This is a genomic window from Acidisarcina polymorpha (genome assembly GCF_003330725.1).
Taxonomy (GTDB): domain Bacteria; phylum Acidobacteriota; class Terriglobia; order Terriglobales; family Acidobacteriaceae; genus Acidisarcina; species Acidisarcina polymorpha.
The window spans coordinates 711,966-738,741 of the sequence record NZ_CP030840.1; the positions used below are offsets into that span (position 1 = coordinate 711,966).

Below are 26,776 nucleotides of genomic sequence, written 5' to 3' on the forward strand. Positions count from 1 at the left end.
TCCAAATCCGAAGAGGTATTACGTCGCTCCATCATCGATTTTGATTGCCTTGATCCTCGAGCCGCTCTGATGAAATGAGGTCATAGTCTCTGGTCTCTCGAATTGAGAGCAGCCCGAAGAAGGTAACCACTGCCGCGGCGGAAAGATAGTAGCCAACGTACTGGAGCCCGTACGACCTAGCCAACCAAGTGGCAATGTAAGGCGCTAGCGAGGCTCCCACAATACCGGCAACACTAAAAGCCAGAGAACTTCCGGTATAGCGGATCGAAGTTGGAAACAGTTCAGAGATCACCGTTCCGAGTGGACCCCATGTGAGACCCATCAGCGATAGCCCTAAACCCATCATCAGAACCGCGCCGGTCGTACCGGCTGTAAACATCGGAGCCATTACTAAACCGAAGATGCCGATTAGCAGAGTGACCCACAACATCACTCGGCGCCGTCCATGTTCTGCCAACAGAGCTGAAATCGGGATCGTTGCCGCGAAGAACGAGACATCAAACAATTGCATCAGCAGAAACTTGCCTCGGCTATAGCCAAGCATTGTCGTACCCCAGGACAGAGCAAAGATCGTCATGAGATAGAAGAGAACAAATGTCGCAAGACACACGGTGATTCCGGCGATGAGCGACTTAGCATGCTGGCGAAACAGTGACAGCATCGGCAACTTAACCTGTCTGTTCTGCTCAAGAGCCTTCTGGAAGACAAATGTTTCTGTGATGGTGAGCCGCACATAGAGACCGAGAAACACCAAAACAGCACTTGCCAAGAACGGAAGTCGCCAGCCAAAGCTAAAGAATTGGCGATTGGTAAGGCATCTGGAGAGCAACAGGAAGACCCCGCCTGAGAGAAGAAATCCTATAGGCGCACCAAGCTGTGGGAACATGCCGTACCACGCACGCTTATTAGGTGGCGCATTTTCAATAGCCAACAGCACCGCCCCACCCCACTCTCCACCGAGGCCGAGACCTTGTCCGAAGCGGCATAGAGCCAGAAGTAATGACGCTACAAAACCGATAGTGTGGTAGGTGGGTAAGGTACCAATGGCGACGGTCGACAGCCCCATTGTGGAAAGCGCGACGACCAGGGTCTTCTTACGGCCAAAGCGATCACCAAAGTGACCGAACATCGCTGAGCCGAGAGGTCGTGCCAAGAATGCAATCGCGAAAGTGGCAAGCGAGGCCAGCATAGAGGACGCTGGATCGGAAGCCGGAAAGAACAGCTTGGGGAAGACGAGCACGGATGCCGTTCCATAGATATAGAAATCGAAAAACTCGATCGTGCTGCCGATCAGGCTGGCAAATAGAATCTGGTGCGGAGAATTAGTCAACTTACGCGATGAAGCAACAGCATTGAACATGAGATTCAGATGCAGACACACTCAGCTTGGATGAGCCTTGGCACGTCCCCGGACACAAGAAGCCCAAAGATCGGGCCCATCACCGAAATTCTGTATCCTTCTCGCATCGCCATGGACTGTCTGGCGAGATAAAGAGTGCCTCACATCTGTGTTTACAAGCCGTTTGCGTAGATCGCGAGGTACGAAGCCAAAGCCATCATCTGAACGAGTCTGCTGGACCTTCGTTGATGACCCTGTTGACCACCGCTCTAGATAGCAACGGGAGGTGGTCGCAATGTCTTTGCGCTCATGGCATACCATGCGCTGGCCCAGTCTTCGTCCTTGCGGCCCTCTGCCAGCCCCGCGTCAAAATATTCATTCAGCAGATCGGCTAGTGGCGTGTCATTGCCCCCGATAACCGCTGCCTGGCGGAATAGACGCACGTCCTTCGCTCCCAGGGAGAAGGTTGCTGCAGGCTGTGGTGGTGCCTTCAGAAGCAGTTTCGCATACGCCTCGTAGAACGGCGATTGGAACAGTGCAGCATTGATCGTCGAAAGAAAGAGCTCGGGGGCAATCTGGTGCGCGGAGGCGGTGTGGGCGGCCTCTGAGAGTGAGGCGATGACCGATGCGATCAAGAAATTACCGCCAAGTTTGAATGCGAGCGCCGCTGGAGCTCGCTCGCCGACTATTTGAATGCCACGGCTGAAAACTTCTAATACAGGGCGCGCCTTTTCGATGCTGTCGGCGTCACCTGCCGGAATGAGGAAGAGCTTGCCTTGTTCTGCAAGGTTCGGTCCTCCGAACACCGGACATGCAACATACCGCAATGTTCGGCTTTCCGTCTCTTTCAGCATCTGCTCCGAAAAGGCGACGGAGAACGTAGAAAGCGTTATCAGAACAGCATCCTTGTGCATTGCGTCGAGTGCGCCCTTTTCCAACAACACATCCTCATGCGCCGCATCATCGACGAGCATAGTGAAGACAATGTCAGCCTCGCGGACGGCCTCTGCTGAATTGGTGGCAGCTATGGCTCCTTGTTCCACCAGTTCTTTGGTTGCTCGTTCGGACCGGTTCCAGACCGTGACCGTGTTCTGTGTCAACAGGCGAGCCGCGATTGCGGTTCCCATCTTTCCCAAACCAAGAAAGGCTATCTTCATCGATTTTCTCTTTTCTTAGACGATGTAGAACATGATCCCTGCTTGGTTCTCTAAGCGATCAATATCGACATACCGCAGTTGGCCCTTTCGCGCCTACCTTGGATGGTAGATCACCCTCCTGCTGTGGCATGTGGCCCGTGTTCATTGCGGCTTGATTACCAAACATACGCTTGCGGGCAGGAGGCCGCGAAATTGCTTTGCCTGCAGCTCGAGCACATTGGCCATTCCTGCCAATGTTGCAACTTCGGCGTACCCCGTACGGCCGACATTGCTACAAACAACCGCGATCTACGAAGAGAGGAACCGCATGCGGGCCCCGAAATCTTACAGGGTTCATATCGCGCGCCGCTCTGCCCTCAAGCCGAAGAGACAGAAAGTCGTGACGAAGCAACACAGATTTAACTCTTACCGCTCAAGAAAACCCTGGGCGTCCAGCCAGCGGTGGTACATCTCTGGCCAGTCTTCTTCACCAGGAATTCCTTGCGCAAGACCGGCACCATGTTCACCATGAGGGAAGAGGTGAGCATCCACCGGAACATTTTTCTGGCGGAGCGCTGAGACGAACAGAACGCTGTTCTGCGGGCTGATGCGTGCGTCATCCATGCTCTCGAAAAGGAAAACCGGTGGGGTGCGGTCGGTGACATTTTTTTCGCCTGAAAGGTAAATCTGCAGATGGCGCAGCTCACCGCCATCGAAGTCTCGCAGCAGATTGTTATAGGAACCAGAGGGCGGAACATCCGCCGGGTCCATCGATATGACCGGGTAGCCCAGGCCAAGCAAGTCAGGGCGGCCTCGCTGCTCGTCGACGGTGTCATGAATTGGAAGATCAAAGTCGCTGGCCGAGTGAAGCGCAAGGGTACTGGCTAGATGTCCTCCGGCGGAGAAGCCGAAAACTGCGACATGAGAAGGATCGATACCCAATTGGGCAGCTCGGGCTCGGATAAGCTTTACCGCGCGTTGCCCATCCCACATCGGTGCCGGATACCGATAAGTCCCGTCAGACTGAACTAGACGGTAGTACAGTACGAAGGCCTCCACGCCTATCGTCTGCGAGAAGTACTCCGCGACAGGAGCCTGCTCTTTCGTGTCGGTCAAGCGGTCATACCCGCCACCACCGATCACAATAATTGCAGCTTTTGGCTTTTGCGAGCCGGACCACGTACGAAAGACCTTCAGATAGGGAACATCTCTGCAGGGATCGTCGCCCCTAGCGCCGGGGGCCGGACCGTCCCAGAGGCGAATGTCCCTGGGGTCGTTTGGTTTAAAACAATTTGTGGAACTCACGCTTGCTGGTCGTAGAGGTTTGCTTTCATGCCGGCGGCCTTGCGCGGAGAGACCGAGAGTGGCTATAAGAAGTGATGCAATTACTGAAATAGGGTGACTATTCCTGGGCATACTCAAGGCCTCTGTACTTTCTTCAGAAAAGGTAGATTCACGGCCTTCTCAAACGCTCTCCGGATTGACGAACGTGTACAGCGCGGTCAACTTACCGCCTTCCACCACACCGACATCGATCCCTGAAATCTGTTGTGGCTTACCGGTCGGGCCGTAGCCCATGGGAGATAACCTATGCCATGCTGGGATTTAACAGGCCCAGAAACCGAGAAGGAGAAGCCTGGAAAGGAATCAAAAAGCCTTTCGACGGCTTGGTCGATCTTTTCCCGGCCTTGATGGGCTCCTTCCGGATCAATAAAGACCGCGTTCTCCGACCACAGCTCGCTCAACAGCTTGCGACGAGTGATGCCATTCCTCTCGTTGAAAAGCTCCAGTAAGTTCCGGATTAGAAGATCCCCTTCGAAACCATTAGTTGCGGTCATAATCTCTCTTCTCCCTTGCTTCCTGTGATGAGCCATACCTGCAACATTGAGAATCACTCCCTTCATGAAATTTAGATCAACCGCGTAGCAACTTCCGTTTGAAATGAGGCTGAGCTTCAGCCTTTCTGGGTTGGCCGCAGCACTTCAAAACCGCAACTAATGCTCCTGGACGGACGCGGTATTAGACAAGAAAACGTGTGTGAGTTGCTTCTCGAGATTGGGAAGCAAGTCTGGGAACGGGTTTGGGCTCACCAATACAATCGACATGACGTCCGAAGTTGTCGCAACCATCACCGTTTGAGTATTTGCGTCGCCGCTGTCCACGATGGGTGTGACTGCTCTCAGACGGATAGAACCGAACTCCGTGGGGCCAGGAAAGTTGCCGAAGTTGGAGATCATCAGATCGTGTGAGTGAGCACTCGCAAGCGAGACGGCTTCCGCAACGGAGCGCTCCGCGGCGAGGAAGTCGTGTAGTGGCGTCAGGTTTGCCACAAGACCTTTGACTGTGCGGATTTCTTTGACTCCTTCACTACAAGCACGGGCGATATCCCAAAAATCATTCGGTTGCCGTAAGTCAAAGACGAATCGCTTCTGTCCAAAGATGATTCCTTCCGCTTGCTCTTGGCGAAACAGAGACCGAACATTGACCGGCACAACGCATGTTACATCTTTCTTTCGCCACCGTTCGCTCACAGCACGTCCAATGTCCAAGACAGACGCCATCAATATCCCGTTGGCGGTGGTCCCCTGGAGTCGGCCGCATTCCACAATGGCCTTCGTCAACTCCCGTGAAAGCTGAATCCTGGATACTTCGGGCGGAACAGACAAACCATGGGATGTATCTTTCTCGGCGGACTTCGAGACTAGGTCTTCGTCGGCGTCACGCCTAGAGATATAGTCTTCGGGAACGGGAATCCCTACAAGCGCATCGATAGACGGAGCTGGTGCCAGCGGCGAAGGTTCTGATTGCTCCGCAAAAGAAGAAAGCATTTCCCGAATGAGGTTCATCAATCCGATGCCGTCAAAGAAAGCGTGATGAGCGGAGAGGATAACCACCGCTCTTCTCTTTCCAAGAAGAAGAGTGACCCGCAGGGGGGGGCCGCTTCCATCCTGGAAACTATGCTCCATATCGTGCCGGCATTCTTCCAAGACATCCGTCTCGTCTGTAAGCGGTAGATGTCGAAGCGGAATTCCCTCATCGAAGGATTTGAAAAAGAACGGCCGTTCTCTGTGATCCTTGCCAACGCGTAATGAAATGTTGGCATACTTCCTCTGAAGAAAGTGGAGAGCCGTCTCCCACTGCGAGAGGGTGGTCACCCCATCGATTTCTATACAGGTGAGAGCCATGCGAGTCGAATGCTGCTCTAGTAGCCATACATACTCCTCCATACATCCGAGCGTTCGGACCGGAACATTGGTTTCCATGGCTCCCTCCTTTTTAGGCAAGTTGTTTGGGCCCAATACGTTGGGCTTAGAACTAGACAAGCGAGAAGCCGCCATCCACAACAAGATTCTCAGCATTGACAAAGCTGCTTTCATCCGAGGCGAGGAATAAGACAGCCTTCGCTATCTCCTCCGGTTCGCCAGTCCTTCCAGACGGTGTCTTCGCGGCTGACGCGGCGGCATATTCCTTGATCTGGTCGTCGTTCATGCCAATCGCACTATAGCCAGGGGTGATGACAACGCCTGGACTGACCGCATTTACCCGAATCCGTCTAGGCTTGAGGTCGGCTGCCCAGCCTCGGGCGAAATTGCGCACAGCAGCCTTCGCACCCGAATACATACTGAATGAGTCCATACCTTTGCTTTCAGTGATCGAAGAGTTGAGGATGATGGACCCGCCGTCCTTCATCAATGGAAGAAGTTTCTGGACCGTGAAGACGACGCCTTTGACGTTGGTGTCAAAAATCTTGTGATAATGTTCTTCGCTGACATCTGCAATGGGCGCAAAAGTCCCGGAGCCCGCGTTTGCGAAGATGATATCCAACACCACTCCCTTTGCCGTCAGTCCTTCCGCGAGTCGTGCGAGATCTCCAAGATTGGAGACGTCCCCTTGGATGCCCGTAGCGGCGTGTCCAATTTCCTTAACAGCAGCGTTTAGCGCCTCCTGTCGGCGTCCTGTGATAAAGACCTGCGCTCCCTCTTGAGCAAAGAGCTTCGCTGTTGCTAAACCAATACCGCTATTGCCGCCCGTAACCACTGCTGTCTTTCCGGTGAGTTTGCCCATTGTTTGTTCCTTTCGTAAAACCGAACTCCGCAAAGTGATCTCAATTCCTGTTCTATGTCTTCGCGTTTTGAAGCCGTCTTATTTAGCCTCGTTATGGGATGAAGAAGAACATCCATCGACGTGTCCAAAACTCTGGTGTTTGTAACCGGCGCGCTTTTTTATCGAGCTAGAAGCCCAACTCGTGATTCGCCGCGAGGCTTGCGTAGGTGGAAGCGAGTGTCAAACGCTGCCGCTCTCGCCTGTACTCCGTCGGCGTCTTGGTTGTCAACCGGCCAAAGATCCGGGCAAAGTGCTGCTGCGTCTGAAACCCGCATTCGGCGGCGATGTCGATGACCGGAGCCTCGGACTCGTCCAGGAGTGTCTTCGCCTTGCAAACCCGAAGTCGAAGCAAGTATTGGTGCGGCGAAGTGCCGGTGGATGACTTGAACCGCTGAGAGAAGTACGCCGCGCTCAAGCCTGCCTCGCGTGCCAACTCGGCGAGAGTCAGAGTGCTCGAGAGACGTTCGCTGATCATAGAGAGCACTCGACGAAACTGGGACGGGGATAGGCCGTCATCCGCGGCACTCATGGGTGGAAGACAACTCACGTTCGAGACTAGAGAATCCGACTTCACTCCATTAGAGCTGGTAGCGGATTCAGACTCTAATAGACTTATGCGTACGCGTTGTCCGTCCTGCTCGACCCAGGCGAGGCCCGGGACAAGCTTGAGCGATGCGCTCTCATCAGCCGTTGCGAACTGCATCTGGATTCGCGCAGCATCATGCACCAAGAACGGCTTTCTTGGTGAAATCAATTCCGATAGGGGAGAAACCCGGCGACGTCTGTGCTCAGTCATGCCTGCCTCACTTTTCGGTTCACCGTCCCCATTGGGGCTCGATGGCTTTAGTGACGGTAGAACAGCAAGCCTGCGTCGGAAACCCCACAAACTTGAGGTTTCACCTCTGGATTTCTATAGGCACCTTCGGGGAATCTAGCCGCCGCGCACAAATCTCTGCAGGCGCGACCACTTGGACGGCCGCGCATTCTCCATGAGTACGGAATTGGGCACCGTTAAACTGACCTCAGTGCCGATGCCCTGTGAAGAAGTGAAGGCTAGCTCTGCATTAAGGAAGCGAGCTCGTTCGCGCATCCCAGCAAGACCAAAATGACCGGAACGTCCCTCCTTAAGGGTCTTTGTATCGACACCGTTACCGTCATCCGAGATGCGAAGCTGGAAGTCTTCCGCATAAACGATTTGCACTTTCAGGTTTGTTCCCCCCGAATGCAAGCATCCGTTGTTGATTGCTTCGAAGCCGATACGGTAAATTTCTTCGCGGACACATACCGACATCGCGATCGGCTCGCCGATAAGCTCGAAACTTGTCTCCATTGTGCCGGAAAGCGCGCAATCGTCGACAGCATCTTGCAAGAGAGATTCAATTGTTTGTTGCTCAATCACCGGAGCGCGAAGCGATCGGAGAGCGGCCCGCCCCTCCTCCATCGCATTTCCTAACCACGTTGAGAGCATCTGAAGCCGCGGTTTAACCTCGTCCTGTTCGTTCAATTGAGCGAGAGCGGTATCGGCAAGCATCTTACTTCCCTGTATGGTCTGCAGCAATGTGTCGTGCATGTCCCGTGCGATTCTAGTCCGTTCCGCGAGACGCTCGTCGTAGCGAGCTTGCGCGTCTCGTCGGACCGTGCGAATCCTGAGCCGGTAAGCCATAACGATCGCAAGCGAGCATGCTGCGATACAGCCGAGGATGAAAGACTTCGTCTGGTACCAGGCCGGAAGGATCGTGAACGAGAGTGTAGCTTCCTTAGTGCTCCACACTCCATCGGCATTGCTCGCTACAACGCGAAACATGTAGTGGCCTGGCCCTAGATCGGTATAGAAGGCATCTCTCAGCTTGGTGATGTCTTGCCACTCCTTGTCATGCCCATCTAGGCGATAGCGAAATTGGAGTCGCTCCGGGACGCTCAGCGAAGGTGCTGTGTAACGAAGGTCTACATCCTCTGTAAGCGGGGCAAGAGCTATTCCTTGCACTGCTTTGTGCTCGACGTGGCGGGCCACGATCGCTTCTATTTGCACCGGCGGTGGAGGAATTTCCGTTCTGGAATGCGTCGGATCTACAACCTGTACCTCTGCGCCATTCGCAAACCAGAGATCGCCGTCTGTCGATATCGCTACAAGCGAAGAGAAATCTGCGATATTCGGCAGAGCGCCATCGAGGACATCGAAAAGACGAGATGTTACAGAATACTTCGGGTCCGCCTTGAACCTCGATAGCTCTGCACTGGCAACAAATACCAGCCCACATGAGGCGTAGGCCCAAAGGTTCTCGTTATGATCGAGGATGATGGAGTGAATGTGAGCGCACGGAAGGCCATTCGTCGTATCGAGGAACCAGGAATCCCGCTGGTTGAAATACTCAATGCCGCGAGCGGTGGAGGCCCACTTCGATCCATCTCTGGAGAAGGCGAAATTGTTCCGCCTGATGATAGTGTGAGGACTCCACGGTTCAATCCGACCTTGGTCGTCGAGAATTAGGGCATTACGGGAGTTTCCCAGATCCAGGAAGAGTCCACCATCCGGATTCGCGGCCATAAAATTAGGGTCAGAGTGCAGACTCACAGATTCGAGAGATTTTGAGGCGGAATCGAAGCGCAAGAGTCTGTAAGGCCGACCACTCACGAGTACGAAAATATTCTGCTGCGTATCCTCCACGATTCCAACCACCACTCCACTGGACCTCTTATGATGGTCGAGGATTCGGGTAAAGCGGCCTTGTGAAAAGACATAGAGATCAGTATCGACCCCGACCCAAAGCCGTCCGGTGTGATCCTCCATGAGGGAAGTCACGCGCTGGCCTGGAAGGCCGTCCTTTTTTAGGTAATTGGTTACCTGCCCATTCTTCAGGAAGCTGAGGCTGCCGCGGTTTCCGATCCAAACTCCACCATTCTTCGACGACGCAACGGAATCGACGTAGTCGCCAGCGAGTCCCTCGCTGGTGGAGAATGTCCTGACGAAGAGGTTTCGAAAACGGTCCAATCCTCTCTTCGTACCAACCCAGACATCGCCCTCGCGGTCTTCGTAGAGGCTAGACACAGAGTTTCCCGATAGTCCCTCTGTCTCCCCAAAGTGATCAATCCCGTCCGGTCGGATTCGAAAGATTCCTTGATCGGCTGTACCGACCCAGACCGTACCGTCACGATCAATCAGTGTAGCCGTAACACTCCACAAGCTATTAGATGAAGTCGAGGTATAGGCATCACGCCAAATATTGTCGCTAAGGCTTTGTAAGCCAAGACCGGGCCCCGTTCTTGCGATACCGACGAGAAGGGAGCCATCGGGGCGCGGCGTGAGGGATTCGATCCCAGTGGACGCCTCCGCGGAATCGAGTTCTGGGTGGGGGTAGGTTCGGAAAGCCCCAGGTCGACCGTGCAGAAGATGCGTTGAGTCTGCGACCCAGATGTCTCCATTCTTGTCGACGGCGAGGGCCTCGGCATACGGTAATGGGATACCGTCTACTGCCGTGAAACAATGCATTGCCCTTCCGAGGACTTCGCAGAGGGCACCTTCACCTGGAGAAATCCGGGATCTCGTGAACCAGACTGTGCCTTGGTTATCCAGTCGGATCGCATTAACGTGCGAGTGCGGCCCCTCGATGCGTTCCGACTGACCATGCTTCATGTGGCGGATAGATTGCGAAGTCCCAACCCATAGGCTTCCGTCAGGAGAAGCCTCCAGTGTAGTGATCATCCCGTCGCCGGCTGGAAGGAACCGCACACCGTCATATCTGAGCAGCCCGTTATCGGTTCCAATCCAAAGGTATCCGTCTGCTGTCTGACTCACAGCGTTCACTGCCCCGCTGAAGGCACCGTCGCGGATACGCCAAGCGGTGTGGCCCAATTGAGATACACGCGAGTCCGGTTCAAGGGCGCAACAAGGACCGCTTGCCGTTAGCAGAAGACCAAGCGCGACGAGTTGAACGACACCTCTCATAGATGCGGTCAAATCTCCAATAGACCGCGGCGGAGCGCGATCATGACGGCATGTGTTCGATCATTTGCTTGCAGCTTTTGCGAAAGGTTCTTAATATGAAAATTTACCGTGGCTTCTGCTATGTTCAAGTCGGACGCGATTTGTTTGTTTCGTCTTCCATCCCGGATAAGTCTCAAAACACTCAGTTCTCGCTCTGTAAGCTTCTCGTCCGCCATTCGTTCCGCGACGCGGGTCGCGAATCTGTGTGGAACATGCTTGCTACCCCCATGCACCGACTGGATAATGGCAACGAGATCTTGCATCGGTAGGCTCTTAAGCACGTAGGCCGAGGCACCTCCGCGCATGGCACGGCGTATATCCGCGTCGTCCTCGGATGTTGTTAGAATGACCACGCGGGCATCTGAATTCATCTTTCTGATTTCTGCCAGAGCGGCGAACCCGTCGGTTCCAGGCAGACGCAAATCCAGAAGCGTGACATCTGGAGCATGACGGCGATATTGCTCCAGCGCTTCCAAGGAGTTTGACGCCGTGGCAATAAGTTCCATGTCAGGCCGGAGGCTGAGCACTGCTCGCAAGCCCTCGCGAAAGACCGGATGATCTTCTACGCTGAGGATACGAATTGTCGGTACTTTGCTCATTGTGAACAAACCAAGTCGCATAGGTCGCTGTTGTCAGTTTATCGCTGCCATTCCTTCGTTGCTGCGTCGATTGCCCCAGCGGACGCCCGAAGTTCTGCGATCTCCGCGGATGTGGGTTGACTTTGTGAGCTTACCAGCCACCCGTTGAGTCGGACTTCGAGAGGAATACCGCAAACTCCGTGAATATCGTGGAACTGGCCGCTCAATTGAACTTGCCCATGCACCCTTCGTCCGTCCGCGACCACCGCGGCGGAAAGGATCTCTAGCGTTGCGTTGGCCGTGGCATTGGGCGTCGAGTGAATCTGCGATTGTGTGATGAACGGTTCGACCATGATTCTTGTGCTGGGGGCAATCTCTTCCATGAGTTCGTACGCCTCCGCAAGCTGATGAGTTGAGATGAGTTCCTCAAGCCTTTTGCGTGTCATGGCAGCCTCTTCCTTGATATTGGTACGCTCATACCGCGCCTTGAGTGCATCCAGGCGAGAGGTGCTCTCAGGATCGTCGACGGTTAGATGAACGGAGCTCCACATAGGAACCATTGCCTCCCCGTGTTCTCCGAGCACGCTTGCCCGGACGAGCGAGCGATGAACGCCAAGTTGCGAGGCGATTGCACGGGCAAAACGAAGCGAATCCTGTTGCGCACCGATGCCAATGACCTTCTCTGGGCCTAAATGGGCTGCAAAGATCGCGACGGCAAGTTCCACGGGATTGCTGACGACGAGAAAGAGGGGGCAGCCCGCTGACTTACGGAATCGCTCTGCCAGTCTTTCGAAAAGAGGGAGATTGGCGTGGGCAAGATCGCGGCGAGTTCGTCGATTCTTTGAAATTGTTTGGCCCGCCGCAATCACGACAATGTCAGTGCAAAGATGTTCGATCGATGCACAAATTGTGAGGCGGACCGCAGCTTCGTCAAAGGCATCCAGTAGGTCCATACGTGTTGCGTAGAGCCGACCGTTACTTTCAGGGGTACCTCGACCAAGAAGGATGATTTCGTCACCTGGATTGAGCACAGAGCTTTTCAGCATGTGCATGAGAAGCGTCGAGCCTACGGCGCCTCCTGCTCCGACAATTGCTACCCGCAGTGCCACTCGCTCTTCTCCTTTTGTAGCTTCCAGGACATTTCAATCGCCCTTCACATCAAATATTGACGATCTGTTTGCAGCCAGCACAAAAGCTCGCCTGCGTGTCTTTTCTCACACTCATTTTGGAGAGTACTGATAGCCGCCGCCTTAACCTCCAACATTCAGCTTCCGCACAAGTAGTTCTTCCGATGTGCGCCATAGCCGTTCCGCCATGACGAGATCGGTAAGATACTTACTGCCTCCAGTAATTTGGCAGTCGGCCCAATACTGTCCTGAGACCCCTTCCACCAGTGGGCTGGCCGCAAGCAGGCATTGTGTCGCGGCCCCCTGTGACGCGGTTTTGAAAAACAGCTCAGCAATGGAAAGAACAAGAGAAACGGGAAACTGGATGCTGCGATTGAGATCTGTTCCTCTAACCGCTCCGGGATGAAGGGAGTTCACCACAATTCCACGGGGTGCCAGGCGGCGTGATAGCTCGCCTGCGAATATCGAAAGAGCAAGCTTTGACTGGCCGTAAAATTTCGACGCACTATAGTCACGGTGGCCATCAAGATCATCAAACCGGATGCCTTCTTTTGGAGCTTGATTCTTGCTGGCACTGCTACTGACTATCACTACCCTACCCTTCTTATCTGGAAGCTTAGGAAGCAGCTTATTTACTAAGAGAAAGTGTGACAGGTAATTCACGAGGAACTGCATCTCGATTCCATCGCGCGTTGTTGCTTGCTTCGATCCCGTGATGCCTGCATTGGCGACGATCACATCAATCTTCTCGAAGCGTTCGGATATAAAGTCTGCAGCATGTATCACCGATTGGAGGTCCGACTGGTCGCACCCCACGGCCGTTGCTTGAGTGTCCGTCCGCAAGCATGCGTTTTGAGCCTTATTAAGTGAGCGAGCAATACCGATGACCCGTGCGCCCTTCGCACTCAGAGCGCGCATCGTCTCGAATCCTATGCCGCCACTGCAACCTGTAACCACGACCGTTCTATCTGAAAGGTCGAGACCGGCCAGCACTTCATCCGCAGTCGATTTGGACCCAAATGGCGTCTTGATCATGAGTTTTCTCCAAAAAACGTCCCGATTTTGGAAGATACGGGATCGTCTATTCATTTGATTACCTGCCACTTCGTCCCATGTGCTCAATCCTAAGGTTTTCGAGTCCGATCTTGCTGTGGAGACGTGAGGAGTGCGGCTCGCGGCTGGACGCCGCCGAGCCCCATCCGTGCACAGACCAATGATCCTGTGTCTATTCCTTCGCTGAATGCATCGCCATGAGCGCTTATGGGCGTTGTGACTGTCCATTCCCAAAAATGCGTGCTAGCGTAGCCAACATGACAGGCTTGCGCCGTGCGTCGAAAGGGCACGTCTGTGCAACAGGTTCGGAGACTTGCTGCACAGCCTGAAGTTTGGGCCTTGGAGAAAACTCATGTGTTTCTTGATATATCGAGGCAACGTCCGTCCATTGCTGATTCGAGTGGCCAGTTCCCGAGCCGACGCGAGATGATCTTCGGCGCCCTAGCAACAGTCGGAGTTGGTTATATAAAACAGGAGAAATCGATGGCAAACAAACTAACCCTTGTTGTACGATTCCGCATTCCCGAACCGCAGAAGCAGATGTTTCTGGCCAAGCTCCGCGACGTGTTCACGCATATCGTGAAGGAGGAAAACTTCGTTGAGGCATCTCTCGTAGAGGACATGCGAGATCCTGAGAGCATCCTGAATTATGAGGTCTGGGATGAAACTCCTGATTCCTTTATGAAGAGCCAAATGACTAGACCTTATCGGGCTGACTTCGAACAGATGATTGCTGCCCTGAAAATCGAGCGGACTCCGGCCTGGTATTCAACGATCGAGGACTGGAAGAGGGCTTAGCGGGAGGGCATCAAGGTGAGCAACGGGACTAGAATCATGTGGAACGGCACCGTCCGGGCTCTTCCATTTCCTGAGCAGCTGAAGGCCGCAAGTATTGCCGGCTGTACTTCCATCGCTATCACTCCGTCGGACTACAACAAGTGGCTCGGCGCAAGTACGCCAACTTCGGATCTCAAGTCTATGGCGAGGGATGAAGGTGTGGAGATTACTCATCTCGATCCGTTCGTTCGCTGGACAAACGATTGGAAGCCAAACCTGCGCGGCCTGAACTTTCCTATCGACACTGTGGGTTTCGACGCCGACGACTTTTTCCGTATGGCAAGCGCTCTCCAGGTCAACTCCTTCACTGCGTGGAGTGGGTTCGCTTCTGGGCGCTATTCTCTAGCCGAGATTGAGGACGCATTCGGCCAGCTTTGTGCACGCGCAGCTCAGGAAGGGCTTCGTTGCGACCTTGAGTTCATCCCTGTTTTCGGTGTTCATTCATTGAAAATGGCATGGGATATCCTACGACATGTCAATGCCGAAAACAGCGGCATTGTCTTTGACTTCTGGCACTATATGCGAAGCGGACCCGATGAGGCATTATTGCGCAGCATTCCTGGCGAGAAGATCACAGCGGTCCAGCTATGCGACGCGACCGCCTACGTTCCTGAAGGGATGTCGCTCGCCTATGACGGTTTGAATAACCGTCTAGCTCCAGGCGATGGAGCATTCCCAATTGTCAGCCTCGTCAAGACGCTCCGAGAAATGGGTGCCCTTAACGATGTCGGAGTCGAGGTGTTCTCGCCACGTTTTGATCGCTTGGATGCACAAACAATCGGGAATCTCACGCGCGGAGTGTTTGATCGCTTTCTTGCATCAGATTGGTCCTAGATTCCCGATACGGTTTACAGCAGTTTAGTCTCCGTTTGCTCACGCTACCTGACTCCAGCCTTTGAGCTGGAGTTTGTGCATGTGCACTTAGGAAACACGTGATGTTGCCGCTGTCTCGAAGCCTTGAGCGAGTGCATCGATCCAAAGCCGAGCTTCTGGACACATGGGTACGAGTCATACCCAGTACAACAAAAGAGAGCGGGCCAAGGGCCTTAGACGTCCGAATTGCAGAACCCGCGGGCAGCGTCCAGTTATTTGCGCGGCCCACCCATATGAAAGCGAGTGACGACAAGCTATGAAGGACATTCTCAACCTTATTCCGGCGCAGGAAGGTGTTCGCGAGATCAAGCCAAACGAAGGAAAGCCTTTTGATCTGGGCCCAGTACACTTTCGCTGGAAGGTTCGCAGCGAAGATAGCGCACATACCTACACGATGTTCGAGCTGCATTTGGCGCCGGGCGGCGGAGTCGACCTTCACAGCCACGCCTCTCCCGAGACTTTCTACGTACTCGAAGGCGAAGCGACCTTCTTCCGTATCACAAAGGGCGTGCAGGAAGCAGTCCTCTGCGGTCCCGGAACGACTATCGTCATCCCGCCCAATGCTCTTCACGCGCTCTTCAACAAGAGCGACAAGGATTGCCGGTTACTCGATGTTTCCACAGGTTCTCATCAAGACTTCTTTGATTCGGTGCAGAAAGCCGACCGGGCCGAAAACTTTGCTGCTATGAAGCCGAAAGTCGCAGCACATCGCCTGTCCGAGATCGCCCGCGAGAACGAGATGTACCTGGCCGCCTACGACGTGAATACGGAGAGAGAGGTGTAGTCCATGACCAAGCCTGAACATACGACAACAGCTTTTAACCGCACCGCGACTCTCGATTCAACGGTTGCCTATATGGGAAGCCTGATGACATTTCTTGCGAAAGCGTCGGAAACCGATGGGCGCTTCGCCCTGATGGAGTATTACACCAAGCCCGGGAACGAACCACCACCACACATTCATGATCGTGAGCACGAGATGTATTTCGTGCTTGATGGCTCAATGCGCTTTTACTGTGAAGACAAAACGATGGATATCCACGCGGGTGACGTTGTTTTTCTTCCTCAAGGGAAGGCGCATGCCTTCAACTGCACTTCGGCTCAAGTACGCACATTGATTCTTGTAGCGGCATCGGGCGAAGGTTCCGTAGGGCTTGACAACTACTTTCAGACGATGGGGGAGGCCACGCGAAGCATGTCTCTTCCGGAGCATGCCACAACGTACGTGGAGGACACTCCTGAGCGAGCCATCAAGGCGTGCCATGACAATGGCATTTATGTGATGTCCAAAGAGGAGACAAGGATCGCATTACCACAGTATCCGGGCTTCGGCGTGCCTGTTCGCTGACATCGAAAACTCAGAATAGGAGGTCAAGTATGACATCAGTTGGTGACGTAACAGAAATTGAACGCTTCGAAGATATGCGTTACACGGCAATGCTTCACAAGGATCTCACCACCCTGAACCGGCTTCTGCACGACAACATGATTCATGTTCACTCCACAGGAAATCAGCACACGAAAGCTGACTATCTCAAAGGACTCGAAGAAGGCCAATTCGTGTACCGGCAGATTGATCGTTCTCACCAGGAGGTCCTATTGCAGGGGCCAGTAGCCTTGGTTTTCAACCATTTGTTCTTGCGCCTGACTCTAATGGGGAAAGACATCGAACTGCACAACCGAGCTCTCACCGTCTGGGTTCTTGAGAAGGGATCTTGGCAAATGCTCGCTATGCAGTCGACTCTAGAACCTTCAGCCGCCCAAAAATAGCTCTCGACAAGACGAAAGACCAAGAGGAAATCTAGACCTATGCCGACCATCCTCGATCCGATACAAATCGGTGAACTTACATTGCCGAACCGAGTACTGATGGCGCCGATGACTCGTCTCCGCGCGACGGTCGACAACGTTCCGACGCCGATGATGACGGAGTACTACACGCAGAGAGCTTCCGCAGGGCTCATCATTGCCGAAGCCACGCCGATCTCGCCCGGGGCTCTCGGGTACGCGCAGGTGCCTGGCATATGGTCAGGGGCACAAGTTCAAGCCTGGAGGAGCATTACAACTTCGGTGCACTCGCATGACGGCCGGATCTATTTGCAACTATGGCATGTCGGCCGTATCTCCGATCCGATTTTTCTGAATGGCGAGCTTCCAGTCGCGCCGTCTGCCATCGCCGCTGCCGGGCACGTCTCGCTTGTTCGACCTCAGAAGGCATTCGTCACTCCCCGCGCGCTGGAAACCCATGAGGTGCACGAAGTTATCGAGGAGTTTCGGCTAGCAGCTCAGAATGCGGAGCGTGCCGGCTTCGATGGCGTAGAGATTCATGGTGCAACCGGTTATCTGCTCGACCAATTTCTTGAATCAGGAACGAATGTCCGCACGGATGAATTCGGCGGTTCAGTTGAGAATCGTGCCCGCCTGCTGCTCGAAGTAGCTGACGCATGTGTTTCCGTATTTGGCGCCGGGCGCGTTGCGATGCGCATCTCTCCCCGCGCCGATAGACATGATATGTCCGATGCGAGTCCTGCCGAGACCTTTAGTTACGTAGCGCGCGAGGCTGGCAAACGAAACTTAGCTTACCTCCACGCTCGCGAATATAGGGCGGACGATTCGCTTGGCCCCCGCCTAAAGCAAGAGTTTGGCGGTATCTATGTCGCTAATGAAAGCTTCACCTTCGCGAGTGCGAACGAGAGTTTGGCCAAGGGGGAGGCCGACGCCGTTTCATTTGGCCGACTCTTCATCGCGAATCCCGAGCTTCCACGGAGTTTCGCGGAAGGTATCGATCTAGACCAACCTGACCCAACGACCTTCTATGCTCATGGCCCTGAGGGATATGTTGACAAAGTCGTTCGCTGAAGAGCCACTACTGCATGCGTTTCATTGGAATCGAAAGCTCGATGATGACGATGAAATGAAGTCGGTGTTGGCATCAAAAAACGCATGTTCTGTCGTAAACCAAAAGGAAAACTTGTGAAAATGATGAAGTGTGACATTCGAGCCGAACGTGAAAGCGCCATCCAAGGCGGCGCTACATGGACTATTCCCGCTGCGAAGCTTTTGCTGTGGGGATTCATTGCTGTAGCGACAACGAGCCAGGCACAGTCTCGCAGTAATGAACAGAAGGCCCTATTCCAAAAAGCAACTGCAGTGTGGACGGCCTTCCAAAACAAAGATATGAAAACGATGCAGACCCTCATGTCACCCAATTTCGTCTTCATCGGGAAAGAGGGGATTCTGTCGGGAGCGGAAGTGGGGGCGCAAAATTGCACGCTTCACTCCTTCGCTTTGAAATCTGATCAAATGCGCCCTTTAGGGTCGCGTGCCGCTGTCCTGACGTACCGAGCAGAGCAGGATTACGAATGTAACGGCCAAACGGAGTCCAAAGAACTACTCGTGAGCGATAGCTTCTCCTTCATCGACGGCAAGTGGCTACTCGTTGCTCATGCAGAGGTGGCCCCTGTAGGCCCCGCAATGCCCTAATCAATGCCCGCGCCACCTCATCGAATGAATGGAGGCGAGATCTGCCAGTCTCCACAAACCCTCCGGTGCTTCCATCCCGTGCGACATAGTCGCCGTGCGCGTCTAGCGGCAGTTTTCCGAAGAGAATGAACCAATTTTCGGACTTTTGGACACACGTCGCTGGCCCGCTCCACCTAAAACAGAATAGGCGCGCCGCAGAAAAGCTTTCAATGTCGAGAGTTTCTGAATAGCGGCCTGCATACCCTGCTATATGCGATGACTTGGTTAGGGCCACCGACAGCAGCGAAGAGTGAGGCAAATTGAATGACAAGTACTGATAAACAAGTAACACCGAGCGCTTATTCCCGTGAAGTTAATGTGGCCTCAACAATCAAGTACATGGGGCAAGTGATTACTCTGCTTGCGAAGGGGTCCGAAACCAACGGACGGTTAGCCTTTATGGAAGTCAAGGTTCGTCCAGGGCTAGAGCCGCCCGTTCATATCCACGAGCGGGAACACGAGCTCTTTTTCGTGCTTGAAGGTTCTGTTCGCTTCTACACTCCAGATAAAACCTTCGATGCGCACGCCGGTGGTGTGGGCTTTCTGCCTCAGGGGAAGGCTCACACGTTCGCGTGTCTCACGGATGAGGTGCGAGCTCTTATCCTGGTAGGCGCCACCGGACCGGAGACCGTGGGCATGGATGGCTACCTGCTCCAGATGGGCGAAGCGGCACGCGACCTTTCAGTCCCGGACCCCTCCACTATCGCACCGATTGAGGATCCAACAGAGACGATTCAGGTCGGAGCCTCTTGGGGTATTCGTTTCCTTTCGCCGGAAGACACGAAGAAAGCCCTACCCGAATATCCGGGTTTCGGCGTACGCGTATCCTAGTTCGTCCGAGGATTACAGACGGGTCAGATCACTCATAGCGGGCTTCGACCGTCTGTAGTTTCACTATATAGAAGGAGGTTTTATCCATGGCTCGTAAACCTGAATTCATCCTTGCCGGTGTGCTCATGAAGCAGCAGCTATCGGGTAAAGACACGAGCGGCACGTTTTCGCTATTTGAGAACCGGAGCGGTGGACAATCAAAGACCCCGATTCATGTGCATGCAAACGACGACGAGACGCTCTTCATCATGGAGGGCGAGATGAAAGCCCTGATCGCCGGGGAGGAGCAGACCATCAAGGCGGGAGAGTCGGTCTTTCTGCCTCGAGGCATCCCACATCAGCTTATGAATACAAGCGGTCTGCCAGCGCATTACATGCTGCTTTGCACGCCAAGCGGTTTTGAAGGTTTTCTTGCAGAGGGTGGCCGTCTAAGGGTTGAAAACGAAGAAGTTGGTCCACCCTGGCCGGAGGACATCGATAGATTGAAGGCCGCAGCTCCGAAGTTCGGAATTACGTTGCTTTCCGGCTGGTAGACGCTTGCTGAACGAAGTCTCACTAACTCTGCAGGGAGGTTGTGATGAATCGACGTGCGTTTACTTCCCACGGGGTCGGGGCAGCATTAGCCGCTCTGATCCCGTCTTCAGCAAGTGCGCAGTCAAGACCTGCCCCTAGCCCATCCGATCTAGCCCAGGAACTGCCGAGTGCCCTCCCGGTGCCCGCAGCTTGTGCCGCTTTGCGCGAGCTTCCTGACCCGCCGTCAGAAGCTGTGTCGCAGAAGCTCTTGCCTGGCTTCAAATCCCATCGTATCCAAACGTCGGGTGCGGAGATCAATGTTCTCACCAAGGGTAGTGGGCGTCCACTGCTCCTAATCCACGGACCTCCGGAGACCCATCTGACTTGGCACAAGATAGCACCAGCCTTGGCCGAAGAATACACCGTCGTCATTCCGGATCTTCGAGGCTATGGTGATTCCAGCAAACCAGGGTATAGCCCTGATCACATCAATTACTCGTTCCGCGCCATGGCTCTGGATCAAGTGGAGGTTATGAAGCAATTGGGGCATCAGCGCTTCATGGTGGCGGGACATGATCGCGGCGGCCGTGTTGCCCATCGGCTTTGCCTGGACCATTCTGAGGTAGTCGACAAGGTGGCAGTTCTTGACGTAGCACCGACTCTAACCATGTATCAACAGACGAGCAAGGAATTTGCCACGAAGTACGTATGGTGGTTTTTACAGATTCAGCCTTCGCCTATGCCCGAACACTTGATTGGTCTCGATTCCGTCTTCTACCTTCGGGATCATCTTGCGATGCAAGGCAAGACGCCGGGAGCGATCTCTCCCGAGGTCATGGCGGAATACATCCGCTGCTACTGCTGCGTCGGCACAATACGCGCCGTCTGCGAAGACTATCGTGCTGCCGCCGGCATCGACCTCGAGCATGATCGCGACGATGACAGCCGAAACAATTACATTCAAGCTCCTCTGCTTGCCCTCTGGGGCGCCAAGGGAACTGTGGGTCACTTGTGGGATGTTCTTGCCACATGGAGAGCCAAGAGCAACAACGTAGTGTCTGGGAAACCACTTCCGTGCGGTCATTTGTTGCCGGAAGAAGATGCCGACGGCGTGTTAGCGGAGTTTCGGGCATTCTTCCGTGCATGAGGCGACTCATAAGGTATTTGCTAGCCATCTGCGTAGATTCTTCGGCTGCTCACGCCGCAGCACAGCGGACGGCCTCTCCCAATGGCGGGACAAGCCCTAGCGCCTGGTTCAGCTACTTCGGAGATCAACCGGTTTCAGACCACTGGGCGGTGCATTTGGAGGGTTCCTATCGCAGGACTCTGGATTTATCCCAATTCGAACAGGTTGAATTACGTCCTGGCCTTTCTCTTAGCGAAAGCGACGCGAATTAAAGCTTCCTGGCGTATACATTTATCGATTCCCACACCACGAGCGGCGGGACCTTCGCTACCGCTCCTGCTGTTGTCCGGCAGATTGAGAACCGACTGTTCGAACAGCACCAAATCACAATGAAGCTCTCGCACCGCAGTGGATCGGTTCCTGCGATAGTCCAGCGTTTTCGCTTGGAGCAGCGATGGAAAGAGACAGCGCAAGCTGTGCAGAGATACGGCCCCATCGAATTCAGTGAGCGCGCGCGTTATCGTCTCACAACAAAGCTACCGCTTAGCAATTCGACAACCTCCACGCATTAGAACGAGGTTTACACCGACGCCAGCGTGAAGAAGACTCACTTCAATGCTGACGTCACCTATGGCGCTCTAGGTTCGCGACTGAGCGACTATTGGGCAATCGAAGTCGGTTATCAGTTCCGCTACGCGTCTACGCCTGTCGGCGTGACAGGTCCCGAAGATCACTCCTTGCAGATTTATCTTCTTTCCACCGCCCCGTTCCTCCGCGCTCACAGGAAGTAGCTTTTCTCGCTCACCGTGGAGCGGAAACACCTTGACGAAACGTACGGACACGTCCCAGAGGCTTTAGGCACGCGTGAGAAATCGTGCCAAGTTCAAATAGCTGACACAGATTCACTTGCTGGTCGCAGGAGACACCATTCGTCGTCCAGCTGCTCATAGGAAGAGTTCCACTAGGTGTGCGGACTGAAACGGTGTGAGCGTGAGGTTCACAGGCCACCCGATGATCATCGACCTAACGTCCAAAGCAACCCGGTCTCAGGGTTCACGGGCTATTGAAATTACTAACAAAAGAAGGAAACACATTGATTACGAGCCAACTTGCTCCAGAAATAGAACTGGCCGGGCCAGAGCCAGTGATCGCTCCGGTCACTTTGTCTAATCGCATATCGAGTGTCGACATTCTGCGCGGGTGCGCACTGCTGGGAATTCTAGTTTTGAATATTCAGGACTTCGGCGATGTATCGATGGCGCATGATGTGCCACTAGGCAGCAGCATCAGCATCTTTTCCGGCAGACATCCGCATCTCGACTTCGTTGCCTTACTAATCAGCTGGCTCTTCTTCGAAGGCAAGATGCGAGCTCTGTTCTCAATGCTCTTTGGAGCGGGTGTCATCCTTCTCACAAGACGCGCGGAGCAGCGGGATAAGGAAGCTGCAGATATTTATACCCGAAGGAACATGTGGCTTATGTTGATCGGGCTTCTCCATGGTTGCCTCATTTGGTCCGGTGACATTCTCTTTGATTATGGATTCGAAGGGCTACTTTTCCTGTATCCCTTACGCCGATTGAATGCGAAGACGCTCCTATGGTCAGGATCCTTGCTCTCACTCTTCATTGCGCCTATCGGCATAACAATCTTCATCGGTACCGCTCCTGAATACTTGCTTCATCACCAAGTTGCTCAAGTCATGCATCGACAGCAGGACGGCAAGCCGCTTGATAGCGCGCAACGCGAAACACTCACACAATGGAGTGCCTTGCTGAAGAGCAAGACTCCGGATCCGATCGCCATCAAAAAGGAAGTCGAGGAGCATCGAAACCAAACCTATCTAGCCGGAGTGGCAGAGCGTTCTCAGATCGAACTTTGGTCTGAGTTCGCAAGGATTCGACTTGGTTCAGTTTTGGATTGCGTGCCCGCTATGCTCCTTGGCATGGGATTAATGAAGATCGGCTTTTTCTCGCTCGAACTTGAAACCACGGCGTATATTTGGACTGCGCTAATTGGGTTCGCAATCTCCTTGCCCCTATACACCGCCGGCATTCTCAGGGTGTATGCCAGCAGGCTGTACTTCTATAACATTGATGCGTGGCTCTTCGGCCCTTACTACATTACTCGTGAGGCGGGATCATTGGCAATTGCAGCAACAGTGCTTTTGCTTATCAGGGCGGAATTCTTTAAGCCTGCACAACGTGCACTCGCCGCAGTGGGCCGAACGGCATTCAGTAATTACCTGCTCACTAGCATTATTTGCCAATTCATCTTTGTTTGGGGACCATATCCGCTCTTTGGCAGGCTCGAATACTTTCAGCTCTTCTTCGTGACGTTTTCAGTGTGGGTGTTTAACCTCGTGTTCAGCTCAGTCTGGCTTCGATCTTTTGCTTATGGCCCCTTCGAGTGGCTATGGCGCTCGCTGACATATTGGAGGCCTCAGGCGATGAGGCTGCCGCCTGCAAGCTGAACGGGTTCGCGTCGTTCACAACGGTGTCACGTGTCCGGCTCACGCCAACGTTTGGATTCGGCGGAATTATCGGCACAGTTCCAAACTTCCGAGCACACGCCCGATAGAGGATCACGATCAACTTGATGAGTTGACCGCCGCTTACCCGCGATGCGGAGATAGGTTCGTACTCATTTTCAAGAAGGAGTATTTGACAAAATGACGCGACAAGAGAGACTCAGTTGTTTTCTCAGGAAGTTCATCGGATGGGATGAGCTCTGCATTGAGTCAGAACCGTTCGATACAGAGTACGAGGCCGTGGCGTGCAGGAGAGTTTCCGTCATGCTCTTCGGATGCGCCGCTCCAGATCACTTGCGTTGCTCACAGTTCTTGACCGGGATCATAGGCATCGCTCGCTGCTGAGCCAGAATGCGTTCAGGCCCGGCACTGCTAGCGCCGTAGACAATCCGTTTCCCAATACCTGCATGCGAGGAGTTTTATGTCACATTGTGGAAATCAAAGCAAACGTTCGTTAAGTGAGGGAGGTCTAATCGCCCTATCGTCTCTCTTGGATCAGCTCAAACTTGCTCCCTACTTTAAAGGCGAAGCGACCATGCGGGGACTTGATCCCATCATTCGCTCCCCGCATAAGCTCGGCGAAGCGTCGGCTACAGCGCAACTCCTAATTGGCGCCGCGGCGGCGGCAATTTGGGAGACAAGAACGGGTGAGCGAAGCAATCTGTCGATCGACATTGTTGATGCTCTTCACTTCTTGCACCCTACCCACTACGTGAGTCAAGCCGGACACTCAATCAACGTCGGTGCCGAATTCGTGGAGACAAACGGTATTTTCCAATGCGAAGATGGCCAGTACGTGATGATCGAGGCCGGGCCGCCTTATCCGAAACTTCTCAAAGGTTACCTGGACTTCTTTGATTGCGGAAACAACAAGAAGTCCATCGCTCGAGAGATCGCAAAATGGAATGCTAAAGAATTAGAAGACGCTCTTGCCGCAGCAGGACTACCGTGCTGTCGAGCTTTCAGCCGCGAGAAATGGCTGGAAACCGAGCAGGGATCGCTCTTGGATAAGGTGCCGGTCATTGAGATCGAGAAGATTGCTGATAGCGCACCTGTACCATTCCCCGGAACCTTCTCACCGTTAGACGGCATCCGAGTCTTGGACTTCACGCATGTGCTCGCAGGCCCTAGAAGTACGCGCTCGCTGGCGGAGTACGGAGCCGAGGTACTGCACGTCAGCGCACCGGCCTACCCCGATACGCTCGCGCAACATCTTGGTGTCGATGTGGGGAAGCGTTGCACCTACTTGGATCTCAGAAATCCAGATGAACTGGCGACGATGCATCGACTAGCGTCTCAAGCGGATGTATTCGCATCAACTTATCGTAATGGCGTGAACCGAAAGTTTCATCTCACACCTGCAGAACTGGCATCACGCAGCGAACGTGGCATCGTGTGCATGACAGCGAATGCCTATGGGCACCAAGGACCATGGAGCGACCGTCCAGGCTTCGATCAGAATGGTCAGGTGGTCTCCGGATTTGCGGTGCGGGAAGGGGGTGAGGGACCTCCGAAGTTCTCTCCGGTCTTTTATCTAGCAGACCTGATGACTGGCTACTTCGCCGCCGCAGGAATGATGGCGGCACTACTTCGCCGGTCCATTGAGGGTGGCTCGTACGACGTGAAGCTCTCGCTTGCGAGAAGCGCCATGTGGGTAGAAGAGCTCGGCCTCTTGCCTCTGAACGAGCAAGTCGACGTCCCCAGCGATGATATATATCCGGCCAAGCTCAACACAATCGACACCGTATATGGTCCCCTCTCGTTTCTGGCCGCCCCCCTGCGCTTTTCTGGACTGGAACTGCCATCGACTAAGGAATAGACACAGGATCATTGGTCTGTGCACGGATGGGGCTCGGCGGCGTCCAGCCGCGAGCCGCACTCCTCACGTCTCCACAGCAAGATCGGACTCGAAAACCTTAGGATTGAGCACATGGGACGAAGTGGCAGGTAATCAAATGAATAGACGATCCCGTATCTTCCAAAATCGGGACGTTTTTGGAAAACTCAAAATCTTAAAAGGAGATGAGCCGGAGCGCTGTTCGCATGAGAGAACCGTAGAGATCTGTTCATGGGCGCCACAAAGAAGTTGCTGATCGACAGTCTGTGTGCCTTGAACAAGACGGCGTCATCGAGCGAAAAGAGCCGGAGGCGCTGTTCGTCATGTCGAGTATGCAATCGTGGACGTGCTCAAAACTCCCACGATCAACCCCATCCAGTGCTTGGCAAACTGGTCTCCGCCATTGAGCGGCGTTACCTCTCAATCGAAATGGTCGAGGCTCCGCATGAGACGCAGGGAAATGGTCTGTGAAGCCCGGAAGGTCTCGAACATCGACGGCATGCAGAGAAGGAGTCCTCGACTCTCCAACCGAGGGACCTCTCCGTATCTGAGACCGCTCTTTCAACGGAATGGTGAACAGTCCTACTTTCCCATGGGAGCGTGACTCGTGTCCTCAGAATCACTAGGTTTTCGTCCGACGCCAACTTCCACCGCAAATGTCGCACGCCGAGATGTGGCTGCTTCCCACCCAGTCTTGTGGCCTCTCCTGGTTGCCGAAGGTCTCTTCGCTTTGGTGGGAGGCTTTATGGATGCTTATGCCTTTGTTGGGCATGGCGGTGTCTTTGCGAACGCGCAGACGGGTAACATTGTCATGCTCGCTGCCTATGCGACCATCGGCAACTGGAATCGGGCGATGCGACATTTCCCTCCTATCGTTACCTTCATTGTGGGCGTCGCTTTCGCCAAGTTTGTGATCTCCCGTAAAAGTAGAAACCAATTCATGCCGAGGCTCTGCTGCCAGGTCTTAGAACTCTCAGCGCTCGTGACCCTGACAGCTTTCGCTTCCCACTTACCAAACGTTGTCGTCGTGCCATTCATCTCCTGTGTGGCTGGCCTTCAGGTTGGCACCTTCGACTCCGTGACGGGGTGGAAATTCAATAGTGCGATGATCACGGGGAATATCAAGAGCATGACGACAGGGTTCGTGCGCTGGTTCCAGGGTGAGGATGTGGACCGAAGCAAGGGACAAGCCTTGGTTTCTGCATGTGCATGTGCCTCCTTCTTCGTAGGAGCGCTTTTCGGAGCCTACTGCACGAGAAGGTTCAGGACCTACGCCTTAGTACCCTGTGTCCTGATGGTCTTGATGGGATCACTGCTGACTTGGACACAGCACTCCACGATTGGCGACGACGCCTAGTCCACCTTTCCGATGGAACGTGCAAGGAGTCGGG

At 54.0% G+C, this 26,776-nt stretch carries 25 protein-coding genes and 1 pseudogene; 15 read left to right on the top strand and 11 right to left on the bottom strand.

From position 1 onward, the window contains the following. Positions 1 to 31: 31 nt before the first annotated feature. The 11 genes from ACPOL_RS03170 to ACPOL_RS03220 all read right to left on the bottom strand — a co-directional run bounded on the left by ACPOL_RS03170 (position 32) and on the right by ACPOL_RS03220 (position 13,301). On the bottom strand, positions 32 to 1,360 hold the full coding sequence (locus ACPOL_RS03170) for an MFS transporter (RefSeq protein WP_114205773.1): 1,329 nt from the start codon (positions 1,358 to 1,360) through the stop codon (positions 32 to 34). 248 nt (positions 1,361 to 1,608) lie between these two features. Continuing rightward, positions 1,609 to 2,496: an NAD(P)-dependent oxidoreductase gene (locus tag ACPOL_RS03175; RefSeq protein WP_114205774.1), complete on the bottom strand. Its 888-nt coding sequence runs from the start codon at positions 2,494 to 2,496 to the stop codon at positions 1,609 to 1,611. Positions 2,497 to 2,901: 405 nt separating this feature from the next. Then, positions 2,902 to 3,780, bottom strand: a complete 879-nt coding sequence (locus tag ACPOL_RS03180) for an alpha/beta hydrolase (protein ID WP_236657196.1) — start codon at positions 3,778 to 3,780, stop codon at positions 2,902 to 2,904. A gap of 197 nt (positions 3,781 to 3,977) precedes the next feature. Further along, positions 3,978 to 4,379 (bottom strand): nuclear transport factor 2 family protein, encoded by a 402-nt coding sequence (locus ACPOL_RS03185; RefSeq protein ID WP_114205776.1) that lies wholly within the window; start codon positions 4,377 to 4,379, stop codon positions 3,978 to 3,980. A gap of 90 nt (positions 4,380 to 4,469) precedes the next feature. Further along, positions 4,470 to 5,738, bottom strand: coding sequence for a phthiocerol/phthiodiolone dimycocerosyl transferase family protein (locus ACPOL_RS03190; protein ID WP_161557172.1), 1,269 nt, complete (start codon positions 5,736 to 5,738; stop codon positions 4,470 to 4,472). A 52-nt stretch (positions 5,739 to 5,790) separates the two neighbouring features. Further along, entirely contained in the window at positions 5,791 to 6,540 is a 750-nt protein-coding gene (locus ACPOL_RS03195) for a glucose 1-dehydrogenase (protein WP_114205778.1), read from the bottom strand. Between the two features lie 166 nt (positions 6,541 to 6,706). Next, positions 6,707 to 7,054 (bottom strand): helix-turn-helix domain-containing protein, encoded by a 348-nt coding sequence (locus tag ACPOL_RS33400; RefSeq protein ID WP_161557173.1) that lies wholly within the window; start codon positions 7,052 to 7,054, stop codon positions 6,707 to 6,709. Between the two features lie 456 nt (positions 7,055 to 7,510). Further along, positions 7,511 to 10,522: a ligand-binding sensor domain-containing protein gene (locus ACPOL_RS03205; RefSeq protein WP_114205780.1), complete on the bottom strand. Its 3,012-nt coding sequence runs from the start codon at positions 10,520 to 10,522 to the stop codon at positions 7,511 to 7,513. A gap of 8 nt (positions 10,523 to 10,530) precedes the next feature. After that, positions 10,531 to 11,181 (bottom strand): response regulator, encoded by a 651-nt coding sequence (locus tag ACPOL_RS03210; protein ID WP_338026744.1) that lies wholly within the window; start codon positions 11,179 to 11,181, stop codon positions 10,531 to 10,533. A gap of 17 nt (positions 11,182 to 11,198) precedes the next feature. Next, positions 11,199 to 12,248 carry a lactate/malate family dehydrogenase gene (locus ACPOL_RS03215; protein WP_114205781.1) on the bottom strand — a complete coding sequence of 350 codons (1,050 nt, stop codon included), beginning with the start codon at positions 12,246 to 12,248 and terminating at the stop codon, positions 11,199 to 11,201. Between the two features lie 141 nt (positions 12,249 to 12,389). Next, positions 12,390 to 13,301 carry an SDR family NAD(P)-dependent oxidoreductase gene (locus ACPOL_RS03220; protein WP_161557174.1) on the bottom strand — a complete coding sequence of 304 codons (912 nt, stop codon included), beginning with the start codon at positions 13,299 to 13,301 and terminating at the stop codon, positions 12,390 to 12,392. A gap of 501 nt (positions 13,302 to 13,802) precedes the next feature. Here ACPOL_RS03220 and ACPOL_RS03225 point away from each other — a divergent pair. From ACPOL_RS03225 to ACPOL_RS03305, 15 genes and pseudogenes are all read left to right on the top strand, one after another. After that, positions 13,803 to 14,117, top strand: a complete 315-nt coding sequence (locus ACPOL_RS03225; RefSeq protein ID WP_161557175.1) for an antibiotic biosynthesis monooxygenase family protein — start codon at positions 13,803 to 13,805, stop codon at positions 14,115 to 14,117. A gap of 15 nt (positions 14,118 to 14,132) precedes the next feature. Continuing rightward, positions 14,133 to 14,990: a sugar phosphate isomerase/epimerase family protein gene (locus tag ACPOL_RS03230; protein ID WP_114205784.1), complete on the top strand. Its 858-nt coding sequence runs from the start codon at positions 14,133 to 14,135 to the stop codon at positions 14,988 to 14,990. 295 nt (positions 14,991 to 15,285) lie between these two features. After that, positions 15,286 to 15,813 (top strand): cupin domain-containing protein, encoded by a 528-nt coding sequence (locus ACPOL_RS03240; protein WP_114205786.1) that lies wholly within the window; start codon positions 15,286 to 15,288, stop codon positions 15,811 to 15,813. Positions 15,814 to 15,816: 3 nt separating this feature from the next. Beyond that, on the top strand, positions 15,817 to 16,377 hold the full coding sequence (locus ACPOL_RS03245) for a cupin domain-containing protein (protein ID WP_114205787.1): 561 nt from the start codon (positions 15,817 to 15,819) through the stop codon (positions 16,375 to 16,377). Between the two features lie 29 nt (positions 16,378 to 16,406). After that, the gene (locus tag ACPOL_RS03250) at positions 16,407 to 16,799 is read left to right on the top strand and encodes a nuclear transport factor 2 family protein (protein WP_114205788.1); all 393 of its coding nucleotides are present in this window, start codon (positions 16,407 to 16,409) and stop codon (positions 16,797 to 16,799) included. Positions 16,800 to 16,838: 39 nt separating this feature from the next. After that, complete coding sequence (locus ACPOL_RS03255; protein ID WP_114205789.1) at positions 16,839 to 17,888, top strand: alkene reductase; 1,050 nt, start codon at positions 16,839 to 16,841, stop codon at positions 17,886 to 17,888. A 120-nt stretch (positions 17,889 to 18,008) separates the two neighbouring features. Continuing rightward, positions 18,009 to 18,512 (top strand): nuclear transport factor 2 family protein, encoded by a 504-nt coding sequence (locus tag ACPOL_RS03260; RefSeq protein WP_236657502.1) that lies wholly within the window; start codon positions 18,009 to 18,011, stop codon positions 18,510 to 18,512. A gap of 303 nt (positions 18,513 to 18,815) precedes the next feature. Continuing rightward, positions 18,816 to 19,382: a cupin domain-containing protein gene (locus ACPOL_RS03265; protein WP_114205791.1), complete on the top strand. Its 567-nt coding sequence runs from the start codon at positions 18,816 to 18,818 to the stop codon at positions 19,380 to 19,382. An 86-nt stretch (positions 19,383 to 19,468) separates the two neighbouring features. Next, positions 19,469 to 19,915 (top strand): cupin domain-containing protein, encoded by a 447-nt coding sequence (locus ACPOL_RS03270; RefSeq protein WP_114205792.1) that lies wholly within the window; start codon positions 19,469 to 19,471, stop codon positions 19,913 to 19,915. 44 nt (positions 19,916 to 19,959) lie between these two features. Then, positions 19,960 to 21,042 carry an alpha/beta fold hydrolase gene (locus ACPOL_RS03275; RefSeq protein ID WP_114205793.1) on the top strand — a complete coding sequence of 361 codons (1,083 nt, stop codon included), beginning with the start codon at positions 19,960 to 19,962 and terminating at the stop codon, positions 21,040 to 21,042. Next, positions 21,039 to 21,593: pseudogene (locus ACPOL_RS35990) on the top strand (DUF2490 domain-containing protein). Before ACPOL_RS03275 ends, ACPOL_RS35990 begins: the two are co-directional and overlap by 4 nt. A gap of 24 nt (positions 21,594 to 21,617) precedes the next feature. Then, positions 21,618 to 21,812 (top strand): hypothetical protein, encoded by a 195-nt coding sequence (locus ACPOL_RS03280; RefSeq protein ID WP_114205794.1) that lies wholly within the window; start codon positions 21,618 to 21,620, stop codon positions 21,810 to 21,812. Between the two features lie 302 nt (positions 21,813 to 22,114). Next, the gene (locus tag ACPOL_RS03285; RefSeq protein WP_236657197.1) at positions 22,115 to 23,491 is read left to right on the top strand and encodes a DUF418 domain-containing protein; all 1,377 of its coding nucleotides are present in this window, start codon (positions 22,115 to 22,117) and stop codon (positions 23,489 to 23,491) included. 592 nt (positions 23,492 to 24,083) lie between these two features. Beyond that, positions 24,084 to 25,367, top strand: a complete 1,284-nt coding sequence (locus ACPOL_RS03295; RefSeq protein ID WP_161557177.1) for a CoA transferase — start codon at positions 24,084 to 24,086, stop codon at positions 25,365 to 25,367. A gap of 625 nt (positions 25,368 to 25,992) precedes the next feature. Beyond that, positions 25,993 to 26,742, top strand: a complete 750-nt coding sequence (locus ACPOL_RS03305) for a YoaK family protein (RefSeq protein WP_150132890.1) — start codon at positions 25,993 to 25,995, stop codon at positions 26,740 to 26,742. Positions 26,743 to 26,776 lie beyond the last annotated feature (34 nt).